The sequence below is a fragment of the Pseudonocardia pini genome (genome assembly GCF_013870575.1).
GTDB lineage: Bacteria > Actinomycetota > Actinomycetes > Mycobacteriales > Pseudonocardiaceae > Pseudonocardia > Pseudonocardia pini.
On sequence record NZ_JACBXB010000055.1, the window covers coordinates 1 to 13,938 of the forward strand.

17 protein-coding genes are annotated in these 13,938 nt (G+C 72.5%); 14 read left to right on the forward strand and 3 right to left on the reverse strand.

What is annotated here, in order from left to right; genetic code table 11:
* From alr to tsaD, 8 genes are all read left to right on the forward strand, one after another.
* On the forward strand, nt 1-908 hold a 908-nt coding region (gene alr / locus H5J29_RS05880; protein WP_181779888.1), incomplete at its 5' end, for an alanine racemase.
* Nucleotides 909-910: 2 nt separating this feature from the next.
* A complete protein-coding gene (locus tag H5J29_RS05885; protein WP_181779900.1) occupies nt 911-2,029 on the forward strand; it encodes an alpha/beta fold hydrolase in 1,119 nt (372 codons plus the stop codon).
* A complete protein-coding gene (tsaE, locus tag H5J29_RS05890) occupies nt 2,026-2,487 on the forward strand; it encodes a tRNA (adenosine(37)-N6)-threonylcarbamoyltransferase complex ATPase subunit type 1 TsaE (RefSeq protein ID WP_312858080.1) in 462 nt (153 codons plus the stop codon). The genes H5J29_RS05885 and tsaE overlap by 4 nt, the downstream gene beginning before the upstream one ends.
* The gene (locus H5J29_RS05895) at nt 2,484-3,203 is read left to right on the forward strand and encodes an HAD family hydrolase (RefSeq protein WP_312858081.1); all 720 of its coding nucleotides are present in this window, start codon (nt 2,484-2,486) and stop codon (nt 3,201-3,203) included. The genes tsaE and H5J29_RS05895 overlap by 4 nt, the downstream gene beginning before the upstream one ends.
* 56 nt (nt 3,204-3,259) lie before the next feature.
* Nucleotides 3,260-3,421 (forward strand): hypothetical protein, encoded by a 162-nt coding sequence (locus tag H5J29_RS05900; protein WP_181779889.1) that lies wholly within the window; start codon nt 3,260-3,262, stop codon nt 3,419-3,421.
* Nucleotides 3,422-3,581: 160 nt separating this feature from the next.
* Entirely contained in the window at nt 3,582-4,232 is a 651-nt protein-coding gene (gene tsaB / locus H5J29_RS05905; RefSeq protein WP_181779890.1) for a tRNA (adenosine(37)-N6)-threonylcarbamoyltransferase complex dimerization subunit type 1 TsaB, read from the forward strand.
* On the forward strand, nt 4,229-4,675 hold the full coding sequence (gene rimI, locus H5J29_RS05910; protein ID WP_181779891.1) for a ribosomal protein S18-alanine N-acetyltransferase: 447 nt from the start codon (nt 4,229-4,231) through the stop codon (nt 4,673-4,675). Before tsaB ends, rimI begins: the two co-directional genes overlap by 4 nt.
* A complete protein-coding gene (gene tsaD / locus H5J29_RS05915) occupies nt 4,672-5,709 on the forward strand; it encodes a tRNA (adenosine(37)-N6)-threonylcarbamoyltransferase complex transferase subunit TsaD (protein ID WP_181779892.1) in 1,038 nt (345 codons plus the stop codon). Before rimI ends, tsaD begins: the two co-directional genes overlap by 4 nt.
* A gap of 57 nt (nt 5,710-5,766) precedes the next feature.
* On the opposite strand, the gene H5J29_RS05920 is transcribed toward tsaD, so the two are convergent.
* A complete protein-coding gene (locus tag H5J29_RS05920; protein ID WP_181779893.1) occupies nt 5,767-6,387 on the reverse strand; it encodes a TetR/AcrR family transcriptional regulator in 621 nt (206 codons plus the stop codon).
* Between the two features lie 106 nt (nt 6,388-6,493).
* Here H5J29_RS05920 and H5J29_RS05925 point away from each other — a divergent pair, with 106 nt between their 5' ends.
* Genes H5J29_RS05925 through H5J29_RS05935 form a run of 3 tightly spaced genes read left to right on the forward strand, consistent with a single transcriptional unit; the run spans nt 6,494 to nt 9,923 of the window.
* Nucleotides 6,494-7,285: an SDR family NAD(P)-dependent oxidoreductase gene (locus H5J29_RS05925; RefSeq protein WP_181779894.1), complete on the forward strand. Its 792-nt coding sequence runs from the start codon at nt 6,494-6,496 to the stop codon at nt 7,283-7,285.
* A 2-nt stretch (nt 7,286-7,287) separates the two neighbouring features.
* Nucleotides 7,288-8,415: a DUF5938 domain-containing protein gene (locus H5J29_RS05930; RefSeq protein WP_181779895.1), complete on the forward strand. Its 1,128-nt coding sequence runs from the start codon at nt 7,288-7,290 to the stop codon at nt 8,413-8,415.
* 17 nt (nt 8,416-8,432) lie between these two features.
* Nucleotides 8,433-9,923 (forward strand): acyl-CoA synthetase, encoded by a 1,491-nt coding sequence (locus H5J29_RS05935; protein ID WP_181779896.1) that lies wholly within the window; start codon nt 8,433-8,435, stop codon nt 9,921-9,923.
* Between the two features lie 53 nt (nt 9,924-9,976).
* Here H5J29_RS05935 and H5J29_RS05940 read toward each other — a convergent pair whose 3' ends face one another.
* On the reverse strand, nt 9,977-10,906 hold the full coding sequence (locus tag H5J29_RS05940) for an aldo/keto reductase (RefSeq protein ID WP_181779897.1): 930 nt from the start codon (nt 10,904-10,906) through the stop codon (nt 9,977-9,979).
* Between the two features lie 173 nt (nt 10,907-11,079).
* Between H5J29_RS05940 and groES the strand changes: the two genes are divergently transcribed.
* Together groES and groL are read left to right on the forward strand one after the other, a co-directional pair.
* Nucleotides 11,080-11,373: a co-chaperone GroES gene (groES, locus tag H5J29_RS05945; protein WP_130292341.1), complete on the forward strand. Its 294-nt coding sequence runs from the start codon at nt 11,080-11,082 to the stop codon at nt 11,371-11,373.
* Between the two features lie 82 nt (nt 11,374-11,455).
* Complete coding sequence (groL, locus tag H5J29_RS05950) at nt 11,456-13,069, forward strand: chaperonin GroEL (protein ID WP_181779898.1); 1,614 nt, start codon at nt 11,456-11,458, stop codon at nt 13,067-13,069.
* 109 nt (nt 13,070-13,178) lie between these two features.
* Here the strand turns inward: groL and H5J29_RS05955 are convergent, their stop codons facing one another.
* Nucleotides 13,179-13,493, reverse strand: coding sequence for a WhiB family transcriptional regulator (locus H5J29_RS05955; protein WP_312858083.1), 315 nt, complete (start codon nt 13,491-13,493; stop codon nt 13,179-13,181).
* A 198-nt stretch (nt 13,494-13,691) separates the two neighbouring features.
* On the opposite strand from H5J29_RS05955, the gene H5J29_RS05960 reads away from it, so the two are divergent.
* Nucleotides 13,692-13,938 (forward strand): MerR family transcriptional regulator (locus H5J29_RS05960; protein ID WP_312858082.1); only part of this gene is annotated, 247 nt, incomplete at its 3' end.

The window sequence follows — 13,938 nt, forward strand, 5'->3', positions numbered from 1 at the left end:
TGCGCTGGGCGGGCCTCACCGCGCCGGTCCTGTCCTGGCTGCACCTGCCGGACGAGGACTTCACGCCCGCGATCGAGGCGGGCATCGACCTCGCGGTGTCCTCGGTCCGGCACCTCGCGGCCGTCGTGCAGGGGGCCCGGCGCGCGGGCCGTCCCGCCCGGTTGCACCTCAAGATCGACACCGGGCTGTCCCGCAACGGATGCCCGGAGAAGGACTGGCCGGAGCTGCTCGAGGCCGTGGCGAAGGCGGGTGACGACGCCGAGCTCGTGGCCGTCTGGTCGCACCTCGCCTACGCCGACCAGCCGACCAACCCCACGATCGACCGGCAGCTCGCCCGGCTGACCGGGGCGTGGGAGCTCGCCCGGGAACGCGGGTTCAGCCCGATCCGCCATCTCGCCAACTCGGCGGCCACGATGACCCGGCCGGACCTGCACCTCGACCTCGTGCGCCCGGGCATCGCCGTCTATGGGCTGGACCCGCTGGACCGCCCCGTCAGCGAGTCCCCGCTGCGGCCCGCGATGGAGTTCCGCGGGCGGGTCGCGCTGGTCAAGCGGGTGCCCGCGGGCGAGGGCGTGTCCTACGGGCACGAGTGGACCACCCCGCGCGAGACCACCCTCGCGCTCGTCCCCGCCGGGTACGCGGACGGTGTGCCGCGCAGGCTGAACGCGGGCGGCCGGATGCGTGTGCGCCTGGCCGGGGAGCTCCGGCCCGTGGTCGGGCGGGTGTGCATGGACCAGGTCGTCGTCGACTGCGGGGCGGCCGAGGTGCACGAGGGGGACACCGCCGTCCTCTTCGGAGCGGAGGGACCGACCGCACAGGACTGGGCGACGGAGCTCGGCACGATCCACTACGAGGTCGCCACCGGGGTGCACGGCACCCGGGTCCGGCGGACCTACTCCGGGGAGTGAGCATGGTCAGCCGCAGGCTCTGGCAGGCGCTGGGCGTCGCGGGCGGGATCGCGGGCGCGGCGGGCGCCGCCGTCGGCGTGGGGGTCGCCACCCACAAGCGACACGAGATCGCCAAGGACCGGCGTCGCCTCGCGGGCGAGCTCGACGCGGGCGGCGGCCAGCCGGGCGCGCAGCCGCCGCGGACGTCGTCGTCGGTCATGGCGGAGGACGGCATCCGGCTGGCCTGCGAGGAGCTCGCCCCGCACTCGGGCGCCCCGGCGCTGACCGTCGTGCTGGTGCACGGCTTCGCGCTCGACCGGCGGACCTGGCACTTCCAGGCCGAAGAGCTGCCGCGGATGACCGGTCCCGCGGTCCGCACGATCCTCTACGACCAGCGCAGCCACGGGAGGTCCGAGCGTGCGCCGCGGGCGAGCTGCACGATCGAGCAGCTGGGCCACGACCTCGACTCGGTCATCCGGTCGCTGGCGCCCGAGGGTCCGTTGGTGCTGATCGGGCACTCGATGGGCGGCATGACGCTGATGGCGCTGGCCGAGCGGCATCCCGAGGTCTTCACCGAGCGGGTCCTCGGCGTGGGGCTGGTGTCCACGAGCGCGGGCGAGCTGGGCACCGCAGGCCTGTCCGGCAGCCTGCTGTCCCGGTTCAACCCCCTGACCAGGACGGTCGGCGCACTCGCCCGGCTGCAGCCCAAGCTCGTCGAGGGTGGTCGGCGGGCGCTGGGCGACCTGATCTGGGCGATCACCCGCCGCTTCGCGTTCGGCGACCAGAAGGTGGACCCGGCGCTGGTCGACCTGGTGGACACCATGATCAGTGCGAACGCGGTGGACGCGCTCACGGACTTCGTCGACACCGTCGGCACGCACGACCGGATCGCGGCGCTGCCCGCCTTCGCCACCTGCGAGGTGCTGGTCGTCGCGGGCACGGCGGACCAAGTCATCCCGTACGCGCACGGCGAGCTGATCGCCGCGGAGCTGCCCAAGGCGGAGTTCGTGGAGCTGGAGGGCGTGGGGCACATGCCGATGCTGGAGCGCCATGCGGAGGTCGAGGCGGCCGTCGAGGGGCTGATCCGACGGTCGGCCGAGCGGATCCCGCGGCGAGCGGAGAGCAAGCGGAGGCGGGCGTGATCACCTGGGACGTCGAGGTCGAGCTCCCCGAGCCCGCGGACACCGAGTCCTTCGGCGAACAACTCGGCCGGGAGCTCGCCGCGGGCGACCTCGTCGTGCTGTCCGGGCCGCTCGGTGCGGGCAAGACCGCGCTGGTCAGGGGCCTGGCCCGCGGGCTCGGCGTGGCGGGTCCGGTCACCTCCCCCACGTTCGTCATCGCCCGGGAGCACCGACCGCTGCCCGGCGGGCCCGGGGTCCCGCTCGTGCACGTCGACGCGTACCGGCTCGGCACCGGCGCGGTCACGGACGTCGCCGCCGAGCTCGACGACCTGGATCTGGACACCGATCTCACCGAGGCGGTCGTCGCGGTGGAGTGGGGAGAGGGTGTGGCCGAGCGGCTGGCCGCCACGCACGTGCTGGTGCACCTGGACCGCAGGCCGGACGACGTCCGGGTCGCGCGGGTGGAGCGGGTCGCGTGAGCGGGGGGATCGAGGCGGTCGTCTTCGACTGGGGCGGCACGCTCACGCCCTGGGTGACCATGGACTTCGCCGCCGGCTGGCGGACGTACACCGAGATCCTGCACGCCTCCGAGCCCGATCGCGCGCGGGAGGTCGCCGAGCTGCTGGCCGCGGCGGACACCGGCCGGTGGGCGGCGGTGAAGGACGGCGCGAAGGCCTTCCACCTGGGCGAGGTGCTGGCCGACGCGGCGATCGACACCTCCTCCGAGCTGCACGGGAAGGCGCTGGAGGCCTACCGCGAGTTCTGGGTACAGGCCACGCACACCGATCCCGAGGCGGCGCCGATGCTCGCCCGGCTCAAGGAGCGGGGGATCAAGCTGGGGGTGCTCTCCTCCACGATGTGGCCCGGCGAGTGGCACGAGGAGTGGCTGCGGCGGGACGGGGTGCTGGACCTGTTCGACGGCGTCACCTGGAGCAGCGACCTGGAGTTCACCAAGCCGCACCCGGAGGCGTTCCATGCGGCGCTGGCCGCGGTCGGGGCCACCGATCCCACCCGGTGCGTGTACGTCGGCGACCGGCCGTACGACGACATCAGCGGCGCCAAGGGCATCGGCATGCGGGCGGTCCTGGTGCCGCACAGCGACATCCCGGTGGAGCAGCAGGTGCCGGTGGACGTCGAGCCGGACGCCGTGATCCATCGGCTCGCGGAGCTTCCCGAGCTGATCCGGGCCTGGTAGGCGTATCTCGGTCGGGGTCTCAGAGCTCTCTCCCGGTGTCCGGAGAGGAGACCCCCATGCCCGACGTCGAGCTCGTCCCGTTCGGTCCCGCCGCCCACCCGCCGCGGGAGTGCGGCTGCCTCTGCGGCCCGGAGTGCACCGCACCGGCTCCGGCGCCCGCCCCCGTCGAGGTCCCGGAACCGCGCCAGACCCCGAGCCCCGTCTCCGTCCCGGCCTGACCCGCCGCCGGATGTCCGACTCGCGCGTCGAAACCGGGGGACTCGCGGGGGGTTTCCGCGAGTCCCCCACTCTCGACGCGCGAGTCCCCCACTTCTGACGCGCGAGTCGGACATGTGGGGGCTCGCGGGGCGCGGTCACCCGGGCTCGTAGGCTCGTCGTGTGCTCGTCTTGGCCCTGGACACCTCCACCCCCGCCGTCACCGCAGGACTGGTGCGAGACGGCGTGCTGCTGGCCGAGCGGGTGGCCGAGGACGGGCGCAAGCACGGCGAGCTGCTCATGCCCGGCGTGCAGGCCGCCTGCGCGGAGGCGGGCGTCCGGCTCGCCGAGCTCGACGCCGTCGTCGTCGGGGCGGGGCCGGGGCCCTTCACCGGGCTGCGGGTCGGCATGGTCACCGCGGCCGCTCTCGGGGACGCGCTCGGCGTCCCGGTGCACGGCGTCTGCTCGCTCGACGCGATCGCCCAGGCCGTCGTCTCGGGCGGGGCGCTGACCGGGAACCTGCTGGTCGCGACGGACGCGCGTCGGCGCGAGGTCTACTGGGCCGCCTACGAGGCCGAGGGCGCCCGGCTGACCGGCCTGACCGTCGAGAGGCCCGAGGCCGTGGCGGAGCGGATCGGCGGCCTGCACGTCGTCGCCGCGGCCGGGACCATGGTCGAGGGCTTCGGCCTGCCGGTCCTCGGCCCCGCGACCCCCACCCCGCTCGGCCTGGTCGCCGCCGCCGCGCTGCACACCGTCCCGGGTCCGCTGGAGCCCCTCTACCTGCGTCGACCGGACGCCGTCCCGCCGGGGGAGCGGAAGAAGGTCGCTCCGTGATCGGCCCCTTGTACCGAGCCGACGCCGCCCGCTGCGCCGAGCTCGAGAAGGTCCTGTTCCCGGGCGACGACCCGTGGTCGGCCCAGGCCTTCCGCGACGAGGTCTCGCGCGGCCTGCCGTACTTCGCCGCGCGGCTCGACGGCGAGCTCGTCGGGTACGCGGGCCTCGGCTTCACCGCGGGCCCGCCGCAGGCCGAGGCGGAGGTGCACACCATCGGCGTCGACCCCGCGCACCAGGGCAGGGGGATCGGCCGCGCGCTGCTGGCGGAGCTGCTGGCCGCCGCCGACGAGGTCCACGCCACGGTGTTCCTCGAGGTCAGGACGGACAACGAGCCCGCGATCGGGCTGTACGAGAAGACCGGGTTCGCCGTCGTCGGGCTCCGGAAGCGCTACTACCGGCCGAGCATGGCCGACGCCTACACGATGAAGAGGGACTCCCGATGATCGTCCTGGGTATCGAGACCTCCTGCGACGAGACCGGCGTGGGGATCGTGCGGATGTCCGCGGCCGGGGTCCCCGAACTGCTGGCCAACGAGATCGCGTCCAGTGTGGAGGAGCACGCCCGGTTCGGCGGCGTGGTCCCCGAGGTGGCCTCGCGGGCGCACCTGCAGGCGATGGTGCCGGCCGTGCACCGCGCGTTTGAGACCGCGGGGCTCACCGGTCCCGACGTCGACGCGGTCGCCGTCACCGCAGGTCCGGGACTCGCGGGCGCGTTGCTCGTGGGGGTCGCGGCGGCGAAGGCCTACGCCGCGGCGTGGGACGTGCCGCTGTACGGGGTGAACCACCTGGCCGCGCACGTCGCCGTCGACACCGTGCAGCACTGGCCGCTGCCGCCCGCGCTCGCGCTGCTGGTCTCGGGCGGGCACTCCAGCCTGCTGGCGGTGCCGGACCTCGCCGGACCCGTCACCCCGCTCGGCGCCACCATCGACGACGCCGCGGGCGAGGCCTTCGACAAGGTCGCCCGCCTGCTCGGCCTCCCGTTCCCCGGCGGACCGTGGATCGACAAGGCCGCGCGCGACGGCGACCCGGCGGCCATCCACTTCCCGCGCGGGCTCACCGGCCCGCGCGACGCACCCTTCGACTTCTCCTTCTCCGGGCTGAAGACCGCCGTCGCCCGCCACGTCGAGGCCCTCGAACGAGCGGGCACGCAGGTGCCGGTCGCGGACGTGGCGGCGTCCTTCCAGGAGGCGGTCACGGACGTGCTGACCCGCAAGACGGTCAAGGCCGCTCGGGAGTTCGGGATGGACACGGTGCTGCTCGGCGGCGGGGTCGCGGCGAACTCGCGGCTCCGCGCGCTCGCGGAGGAGCGGTGCACCGCCGCGGGTCTGCGGCTCCGGGTCCCGCGGCCGGGGCTGTGCACGGACAACGGGGCGATGGTCGCGGCACTGGGCGCGCACCTGGTGCACGTCGGGGCCACCCCGTCGGACCTGGAGATCCCCGCGAACTCGAGCATGCCGGTCACCGAGGTCCTGGTCTGACGTCGTGAGCGGCGATAGTCGCTGTAGCGACCATCGCCGCTCACAGGGCGCAGGACACTAGGCGCAGACGACGTGGCTCAGGAGGTGGCGGGCGCCTGCGCGCAGGTCGTCGAGGGCGAGGTCGGAGCCGCTGAGGTGGCGGAGCAGGGACTGCTGGAACAACCCGTCGAAGGTCGCGTAGGCCATCGCGGACGAGCAGGTGGGCTCCTGGCCGGACAGCTCGGCGTACCGGTCGACGATCCGCCAGATCATCCGCTCCAGGCTCCCGTCGATCTCCGCGACGTCCGGCCGGAAGGACTCCTCGAACAGCGACTGCGACCGCAGGTCGTACCAGAGCCGGTGCAGCAGCGCGTCGTCCCGGCAGGTCGCGGCGAGCCCCTCGGCGAAGCCCCGGGCCAGCCCGTCGGCGGTGGCGGAGTCGGCCACGATCGCGTCGTACCGCTGCACGCAGACCGCCTTGTACTGCCGCACGCAGTACATGATCAGCTCGACCTTGTCCCGGAAGTAGTAGTGCAGCGTGCCGTGGCTGAACTCGGTGTTCTGGGCGATCTCGCGCAGGCTGGTGCGGGCATAGCCGCGCTCGGACAGCGTCTGCAGCGCGCCCTCGGCCAGCTGGCGGCGGCGCTCCTCGAACTTGTCGACCTGGCGCCTGGAGACGCGGTCGGCAGCGGTGGTCACGACCGGCAGAATAGTCCACTTGACGCCCGTCCAGGAATTTCTTGACAGTCGTCCAGAACCCGCGACAGGCTGTGGTCCGCATCACTGGCGATGTCGAGGAGGACAGATGGCCGGGTTGGATCTGACGGGACGCGCCGCGCTCGTCACGGGCGGGGCGAGAGGCCTCGGCCAGGGCATGGCGGAGGCACTGACCGCCGCCGGGGCGCGCGTCATGATCGCGGACGTGCTCGCCGACGTCGGCGAGCGCACCGCCGCCACGCTCAAGGGAGGCGCCTTCACCCCGCTGGACGTCACCGACGACGCGCAGTGGGAGGCCGCCGTCGCGCGGACCGTGGAGGAGTTCGGCGGGCTGGACGTGGTGATCAACAACGCGGGCATCGAGGTGACCCAGCTGATCGCCGACGCCGACCCCGAGCAGCACCGCCGGATGTTCGAGATCAACGTCCTGGGCACCACGCTGGGGATCAAGCACGCCTTCCGCGCCATGCGGCCGGGCGGTGCCGCGGGCAACGGCGGCACCGTCATCAACATCTCGTCCGTGGCCGCGACCATCGCGTTCCCGGCGATCGCGGGCTACAGCGCGACCAAGTCCGCGGTCGACCGGCTGACCCGCGTGGCGGCCATGGAGAGCGGGAAGCTCGGCTACGGGGTGCGCGTGAACTGCGTGTACCCGGGGCTCGTCGCCACCGAGATGGGCGTGAAGCTCGCGGTCGAGACGGCCGGGTTGGGGCTGTTCGAGAGCCCGGAGGCGGCCGTCGGCGCCGTCGTCGAGCTGACGCCCTCGGGTCGGCTCGGCGAGGTCTCCGACATGGCCGACGCCGTGGTCTTCCTCGCCTCCGACCAGTCCAGGTTCGTCAACGGCGTCGGCCTGCCGGTCGACGGCGGAATGGGGATGTGAGCATGACCGAGCCCACCCAGAGGCCCGTCGTCGTCTACGGCGTCTCCGGCTACACCGGCAGGCTGATCTGCGAGTACCTCCGCGAGCTGCACGTCCCGTTCATCGCCGCGGGCCGCGACGGCAAGAAGGTCCAGGCCGTCGTCGACAAGATCCCCGGGATGGAGAACGCCCAGTTCGACGTGGCCGAGGTCAGCCACGACGTCGAGTCGCTGACCCGGCTGTTCGAGGGCGCCCAGGTGGTGTGCAACACCGTCGGGCCGTTCATCAAGTACGGCCCCGAGGTGGTCGAGGCGGCGCTCGCCGCGGGCTGTCACTACACCGACACCACCGGCGAGCAGGACTGGCTGATCGCGGCCCAGAGCCGCTTCGGCAAGGCCTACGCGGACGCGAACCTGCTGCTGAGCCCGTGCATCGCGCAGATGTACACGACCAGCGAGATCGCCGCGAACATCGCGCTGGAGACCCCCGGTCTGGACACCCTCGACGTGCTGGTGCTGTGGAAGGGCTTCCCGACCTACGCCTCCACCCAGACGATCTTCACGATCCTCAAGGCGGACTGGTTCCACCTGGTCAACAACGAGTACGTGGCGTGGGACCACCGGGCGGCGCGCGAGTGCGTCGTGCCCGGTCAGCACGGCACCGCGCTGACCGTGCCCTGGGGCGGCATGGCGCACCCGGTGTGGTTCAAGAACGACCCGCGGGTCGCCACGGTGACCGCGACGGGCGGGGTGCTGGACCGGGCGGTGATGGACGGTGTCGTGGCCACGACCGGCATGTTCGAGGAGCAGATCCGGCCGCTGGAGCCTGCCGCCCAGGAGGCCGCGCTGTCCGACATCGCCGCGGGCCTGCAGTCCGACATGCCGCCGCGCGAGAACCCGCGGGTGAACACGTCGATCGACTCGGTCTACGCGAGCGGGCCGCTCGGTCGCGCCCACGTGGCCATCCACGGCAACTCGAACTACAAGCAGACCGGGCTGCTGCAGGCCTTCGCGGCGTACTCCCTGCTGCAGCAGCCACCCCGCCGCGTCGGGTTCGCGAGCGCCTGCCAGGCCTTCGGGCACCGGGAGCTGCTCGGGGTGCTGCGGCAGTTCGGGCTGGTGTTGAAGCCGGTCGTGACGGTCCACGACTGAGAGAAGCGAGAGCTCTGATGTCGCTGACCTTCTACCTGGACAAGGGCGCCTCGCTCGGCCCCGACGCCCCCTGCCTGACCCTCGATGGGGAGTCCCTGTCGTATGCGCAGGTCGTGGAGCTCTCCCACGCGGTCGCCCGGGCGCTGCGGCGCTCGGGCGTCCGCCCGGGGGACAAGGTCGGGATCCTGTCGGCGAACGACCCGGTGGCGTTCGCGTGCGTCTTCGGGATCGCCAGGGCGGGTGCGGTGTGGTGCCCGGTCAACCCGCGCAACACCGCGGCGGAGAACGAGGAGCTGCTCGCGCTCTTCGACTGCCGCACGCTGATCCACCAGGAGGCCTACGCGGGGATCAAGGCCGAGACCACGGTGCAGCTCGGCGCGGAGTTCGACGCCTGGCTCGCGGCCGCCGCGGACGACCCGCCGGTCGAGGCGGCTCCGCCGGACGGGGTGGTCGCGATCGTGGGGACCGGCGGGACCACCGGCCGTCCCAAGGGGGTGGAGCTGACCGACCGCAACCTCGAGACGATGTCCGCGATCACGCTGATGAGCTACCCCTTCGACGGGCGGCCCGTCTACCTGGCCCTGGCTCCGCTCACCCACGCCGCCGGGGTGCTCTGCTTCCCGGTCATGGCGACGGGCGGCGAGGTCGTCGTGATGGCGAGACCGGACGTCGGCCGCTTCCTGGAGCTCGTCGAGCACCACCGCGTCACGCACACGTTCCTGCCGCCCACCCTGATCTACATGGTGCTCGGGCACGAGGCACTGGACTCGACGGACCTGGGGAGCCTGCGGTGCTTCTGGTACGGCGCGGCGCCCATGTCCGCCGCGCGGCTGGCCGAGGCGCTGGAGCGGATCGGGCCGATGGCGCAGCTGTTCGGGCAGTCCGAGGCGCCGATGATGGTGTCCACGATGGCCCCGGCGGACCACCGCCGCGCGGACGGGTCGGTGTTCACCGAGCGCCTGACGTCGGCGGGCAGGCCCGCGCCGCTCGTCACCGTGGCGATCATGGACTCCGAGGGGAGGCTGCTCGACGCGGGCGAGCGCGGCGAGATCGTGGTCCGCAGCTCGCTGGTGATGAAGGGCTACTACCGCGATCCCGAGGCGACCGCGGAGGCCGGGAAGCACGGCTGGCACCACACCGGTGACATCGGCTACCTCGACGGCGACGGGTTCCTGTACATCGTGGACCGCGCGAAGGACATGGTGATCAGCGGCGGGTTCAACGTGTACTCCGCCGAGGTCGAGCAGGCCCTGATGGCGCACCCCGCGGTGCGGGACTGCGCCGTGATCGGACTGCCGGACGAGCGGTGGGGCGAGCGGGTCACCGCCGTCGTCCAGCTCCAGCCCGACGCGGGCGTGGCGGAACCGGAGCTCATCGCCTTCGTGAAGGAGCGGATCGGCAGCGTGAAGGCGCCGAAGCAGGTGGAGTTCTGGACCGACCTGCCCCGCTCCACGGTGGGCAAGGTCCTCAAGCCCGAGATCCGCGCCGCCTTCCCCCCGCCGAGATGAACCTCGGTGCTGTTCGATCATGGTCCGGGCAGCACTGAGGTTCATCTCGGCGGTCAGGTGGTGACGTGGGAGAGGAGGCGGAGCTCGTCGTCCGTCAGCGCCAGGGTGAGCATGCCCAGGATGCCCTGGAGCTGGTCCACCGTTCGCGCGCTCGCGATGGGCGCGGTGACGGTGGGCTGGGCGGCGAGCCAGGCCAGCGCGACGGCGGCCTGGGTGACCTCGTGGCCCGCGGCGATCTCGTCGAGCACGGCGAGGACGGCGGGGCCGCGGGGGTCGTCGAGGTACCTCGACGCGCCCGCCGACCGCACGCTGTCCACCGCGGCGCCCGGTCGGTACTTGCCGGTGAGGAAGCCCGCGGCCAGGCCGTAGTACGGGAACGAGGCGAGGCCCTCGGACTCCAGCAGCGGGGCGAGCGAGGCCTCGTAGTCCGCGCGCTCCATGAGGTTGTAGTGCGGCTGCAGCGCCGCGAACCGCACGAGGCCGTCCCGGTCGGAGATCTCCAGTGCCGACCGGAGCCGCTCCGCGGAGAAGTTGGAGGCCGCGACCACGCGGACCTTGCCCTCCTTCACCAGGGCGTCGAAGGCGTCGAGCGTCTCCTCCTGCGCGGTGTCCGGGTCGTCCTTGTGGGCGTAGTAGACGTCGATGTGGTCGGTGCGCAGCCTGCGCAGCGAGTCCTCGCAGGCGGCCTTGATGTTCTCCCCGCCGAGCCCGGCGCGGTCCGGGAGCGAGCCGACCTTGGTGGCGATCACCATGCGGTCGCGGTTGCCCCGTGCCGCCATCCAGTCGCCCAGGATCGTCTCGGACTCACCGCCGCTGTTCCCGGGCGCGCGCCACATGTACGAGTCGGCCGTGTCGATGAACGTTCCCTGCGCCCCGGTGAACGCGTCGAGGACCGCGAACGACTGATCGGCGTCGGCGGACCAGCCGAAGACGTTCGCTCCCAGACAGAGCCCCGACACCTCGATCTCTCCCACGAAAGGCATATCCGAAGACTACGGTGGCGGGCCCGTTGAGGGTCTGGCACTCTCGTGGGTAGAGTGCCAGCGCACACAGCAGACCGGGTCGTCCCGGCACCCGCGACGACGGGGCCCCGGTCCGCTGTCAGCCATCGGCACAGTCGGTTACTACGGACAGATACCCCAGGAAAGGGGAGGTCATCGTGGCGAACATCAAGCCGCTCGAGGACAAGATCGTCGTCCAGGCCAGCGAGGCGGAGACCACCACGGCCTCCGGCATCGTCATCCCGGACACCGCCAAGGAGAAGCCGCAGGAGGGCAAGGTCCTCGCGGTCGGCCCCGGTCGGGTGGACGACAACGGCAACCGCGTGCCGCTCGACGTGGCCGTGGGCGACGTCGTCATCTACTCGAAGTACGGCGGCACCGAGGTCAAGTACAACGGCGAGGAGTACCTGATCCTCTCCGCGCGCGACGTGCTCGCCGTCGTCAACTGACGACCAGCCTCGTGTGAATCCCGCCCCGGCGGCCCTGCCGGGCCCCGGGGCGGTTCCGTTCGAACACCAACGAGAGGCACTGATGGCGAAGCAGATCAGCTTCGACGAGGACACCCGGCGCGCGCTCGAGCGTGGTGTGAACCAGCTCGCCGACGCCGTGAAGGTGACGCTCGGCCCGCGTGGCCGGCACGTCGTCATCGACAAGAAGTTCGGTGGTCCGACCGTCACCAACGACGGCGTGACCATCGCCCGCGAGATCGACCTCGAGGACCCCTTCGAGAACCTCGGGGCCCAGCTCGCGAAGACCGTCGCCACCAAGACGAACGACGTCGCGGGCGACGGGACCACCACGGCCACCGTGCTCGCGCAGGCGCTCGTCAAGGAGGGCCTGCGCAACGTCGCGGCCGGGGCCAACCCGACCGCGCTGGGCAAGGGCATCGCCGCCGCCGCCGACCGCGTGTCGGAGTGGCTGCTGGAGAAGGCCGTCCCGGTCAACGGGGCGGAGCACATCGCCCAGATCGGCACCATCGCCTCCCGCGAGGAGGAGATCGGCAGGCTGATCGCCGACGCCATCGGCTCGGTCGGCAGCGACGGCGTGATCACGGTCGAGGAGGGCTCCACGCTCTCCACCGAGCTGGAGATCACCGAGGGCCTGCAGTTCGACAAGGGCTACCTGTCGCCGTACTTCGTCACCGACCCGGAGTCCATGGAGGCCGTCCTCGAGGACGCCTACATCCTCCTGCACCGGGACAAGATCGGCTCCATCCAGGACCTGCTCCCGCTGCTGGAGAAGGTGCTGGGCGAGGGCAAGCCGCTGCTGATCCTGGCCGAGGACGTCGAGGGCGAGGCCCTGTCCACGCTGGTCGTCAACTCGATCCGCAAGACCGTCAAGGTCGCCGCGGTCAAGTCGCCGTTCTTCGGCGACCGCCGCAAGGCCTTCATGGACGACCTGGCGACCGCCACCGGCGGCCAGGTGATCAACCCGGAGGTCGGGCTCAAGCTGTCCGAGGCCGGGCTGGACCTGCTGGGCAAGGCCCGCCGGGTCGTCGTCACCAAGGACGCCACCACGATCGTCGAGGGTGGCGGCTCGGCCGACGACATCCAGGGCCGGATCCAGCAGATCAAGAACGAGATCGAGTCCACCGACTCGGACTGGGACCGCGAGAAGCTCCAGGAGCGCCTCGCCAAGCTGTCCGGCGGGGTCGCCGTCATCAAGGCGGGCGCGGCCACCGAGACCGCCCTCAAGGAGCGCAAGCACCGCATCGAGGACGCCGTCTCGGCCACCCGGGCCGCGGTCGAGGAGGGCATCGTGCCCGGAGGTGGCTCGGCGCTCGTCCAGGCCGCCGCCGCGCTCGAGGACCTCAAGCTGGTCGGCGACGAGGCGACCGGTGTCGCGATCGTCCGCAAGGCGCTCACCGCGCCGCTCTACTGGATCGCCGCCAACGGTGGTCTCGAGGGCTCGGTCGTCACGGCCAAGGTCGCCGACCAGCCGTGGGGCAGCGGGTTCAACGCCGCCACCCTGACCTACTCGGACCTGCTGGCCGACGGGGTCATCGACCCGGTCAAGGTCACGCGCAGCGCCGTGGTCAACGCCGCGTCGATCGCGCGGATGGTGCTCACCACCGAGAGCGCCGTCGTCGACAAGCCCGAGGAGGCCCCGGCCGCACCGGCCGCGGGCCACGGGCACGGGCACTGACCTCGAGTTCGGTGTACGCACGACGAAGGGCGGGTGGCCTCCTCGGCCACCCGCCCTTCGGGTGTCTCCCCGCGCGTTCGGGGCGCCGTCCGTCCGACCGTGCGGTGCGTCAGACCGTGGTGGTCCGACCGCCGATCTTCAGGGTGCGGTCGCGCCCGCGGATGACCGCGTCCCGCTCGTGCTCCGACATGCCGCCCCACACGCCGTAGGGCTCCTGCACCTCGAGGGCGTGCCTGCGGCACATCTCGAGCACGGGGCAGGTCGCACAGACCTCCTTGGCCCGCTGCTCGCGGTTGGCGCGGGCGGGCCCGCGCTCCCCCTCGGGATGGAAGAAGAAGCCGGAGTCCATCCCCCGGCACGCTCCCTTCATCTGCCAGTCCCAGACATCGGAGACCGGTCCAGGCAGGCGCCTGATGTCCGCCACCTTCATCACCCCGTTCGCGCGTAGGTCGTTGCTCACGACCGAGATGCCCAGCATAGAAACGCGCCAAACCTTGTTCAATAGAAGTTCGCCGAACGGCGTGCCGCAGTTGCCGGGCGGGCGTCGAGCGCCCACGATGTGCGCGTGACCCCGTTGCCGGAGCCCCCGCCCGTGAGCCCGGCACCGGATACCCCGGTGGCGGTGCCCGACACCCCGCACCTGTCGGTGGCCTCGGTGGCCCGCAGGCTGGGGGTCGCCCCGGCCACGCTGCGCACCTGGGACCGCCGTTACGGCCTGGGGCCCTCGCAGCACACCCCCGGGTCCCACCGCCGCTACGGTCCCGACGACCTCGCCAGGCTCGAGGTCATGCAGCGCGCGCTGGTCGAGGGGGTCACCCCCGGCGAGGCCGCCCGGTTGGCCCAGGTCCGGGACCAGCGCGTGGACGACG

What these genes read in the sequence shown, in the direction of transcription:
- H5J29_RS05885 (WP_181779900.1), top strand. Translation starts at nt 911, where the DNA reads ATGGTCAGCCGCAGGCTCTGGCAGGCGCTGGGCGTCGCGGGCGGGATC.
- H5J29_RS05900 (WP_181779889.1), top strand. Translation starts at nt 3,260, where the DNA reads ATGCCCGACGTCGAGCTCGTCCCGTTCGGTCCCGCCGCCCACCCGCCG.
- tsaD (WP_181779892.1), top strand. Translation starts at nt 4,672, where the DNA reads ATGATCGTCCTGGGTATCGAGACCTCCTGCGACGAGACCGGCGTGGGG.
- H5J29_RS05925 (WP_181779894.1), top strand. Translation starts at nt 6,494, where the DNA reads ATGGCCGGGTTGGATCTGACGGGACGCGCCGCGCTCGTCACGGGCGGG.
- H5J29_RS05930 (WP_181779895.1), top strand. Translation starts at nt 7,288, where the DNA reads ATGACCGAGCCCACCCAGAGGCCCGTCGTCGTCTACGGCGTCTCCGGC.
- H5J29_RS05935 (WP_181779896.1), top strand. Translation starts at nt 8,433, where the DNA reads ATGTCGCTGACCTTCTACCTGGACAAGGGCGCCTCGCTCGGCCCCGAC.
- H5J29_RS05940 (WP_181779897.1), bottom strand. Translation starts at nt 10,906, where the DNA reads ATGCCTTTCGTGGGAGAGATCGAGGTGTCGGGGCTCTGTCTGGGAGCG.
- groL (WP_181779898.1), top strand. Translation starts at nt 11,456, where the DNA reads ATGGCGAAGCAGATCAGCTTCGACGAGGACACCCGGCGCGCGCTCGAG.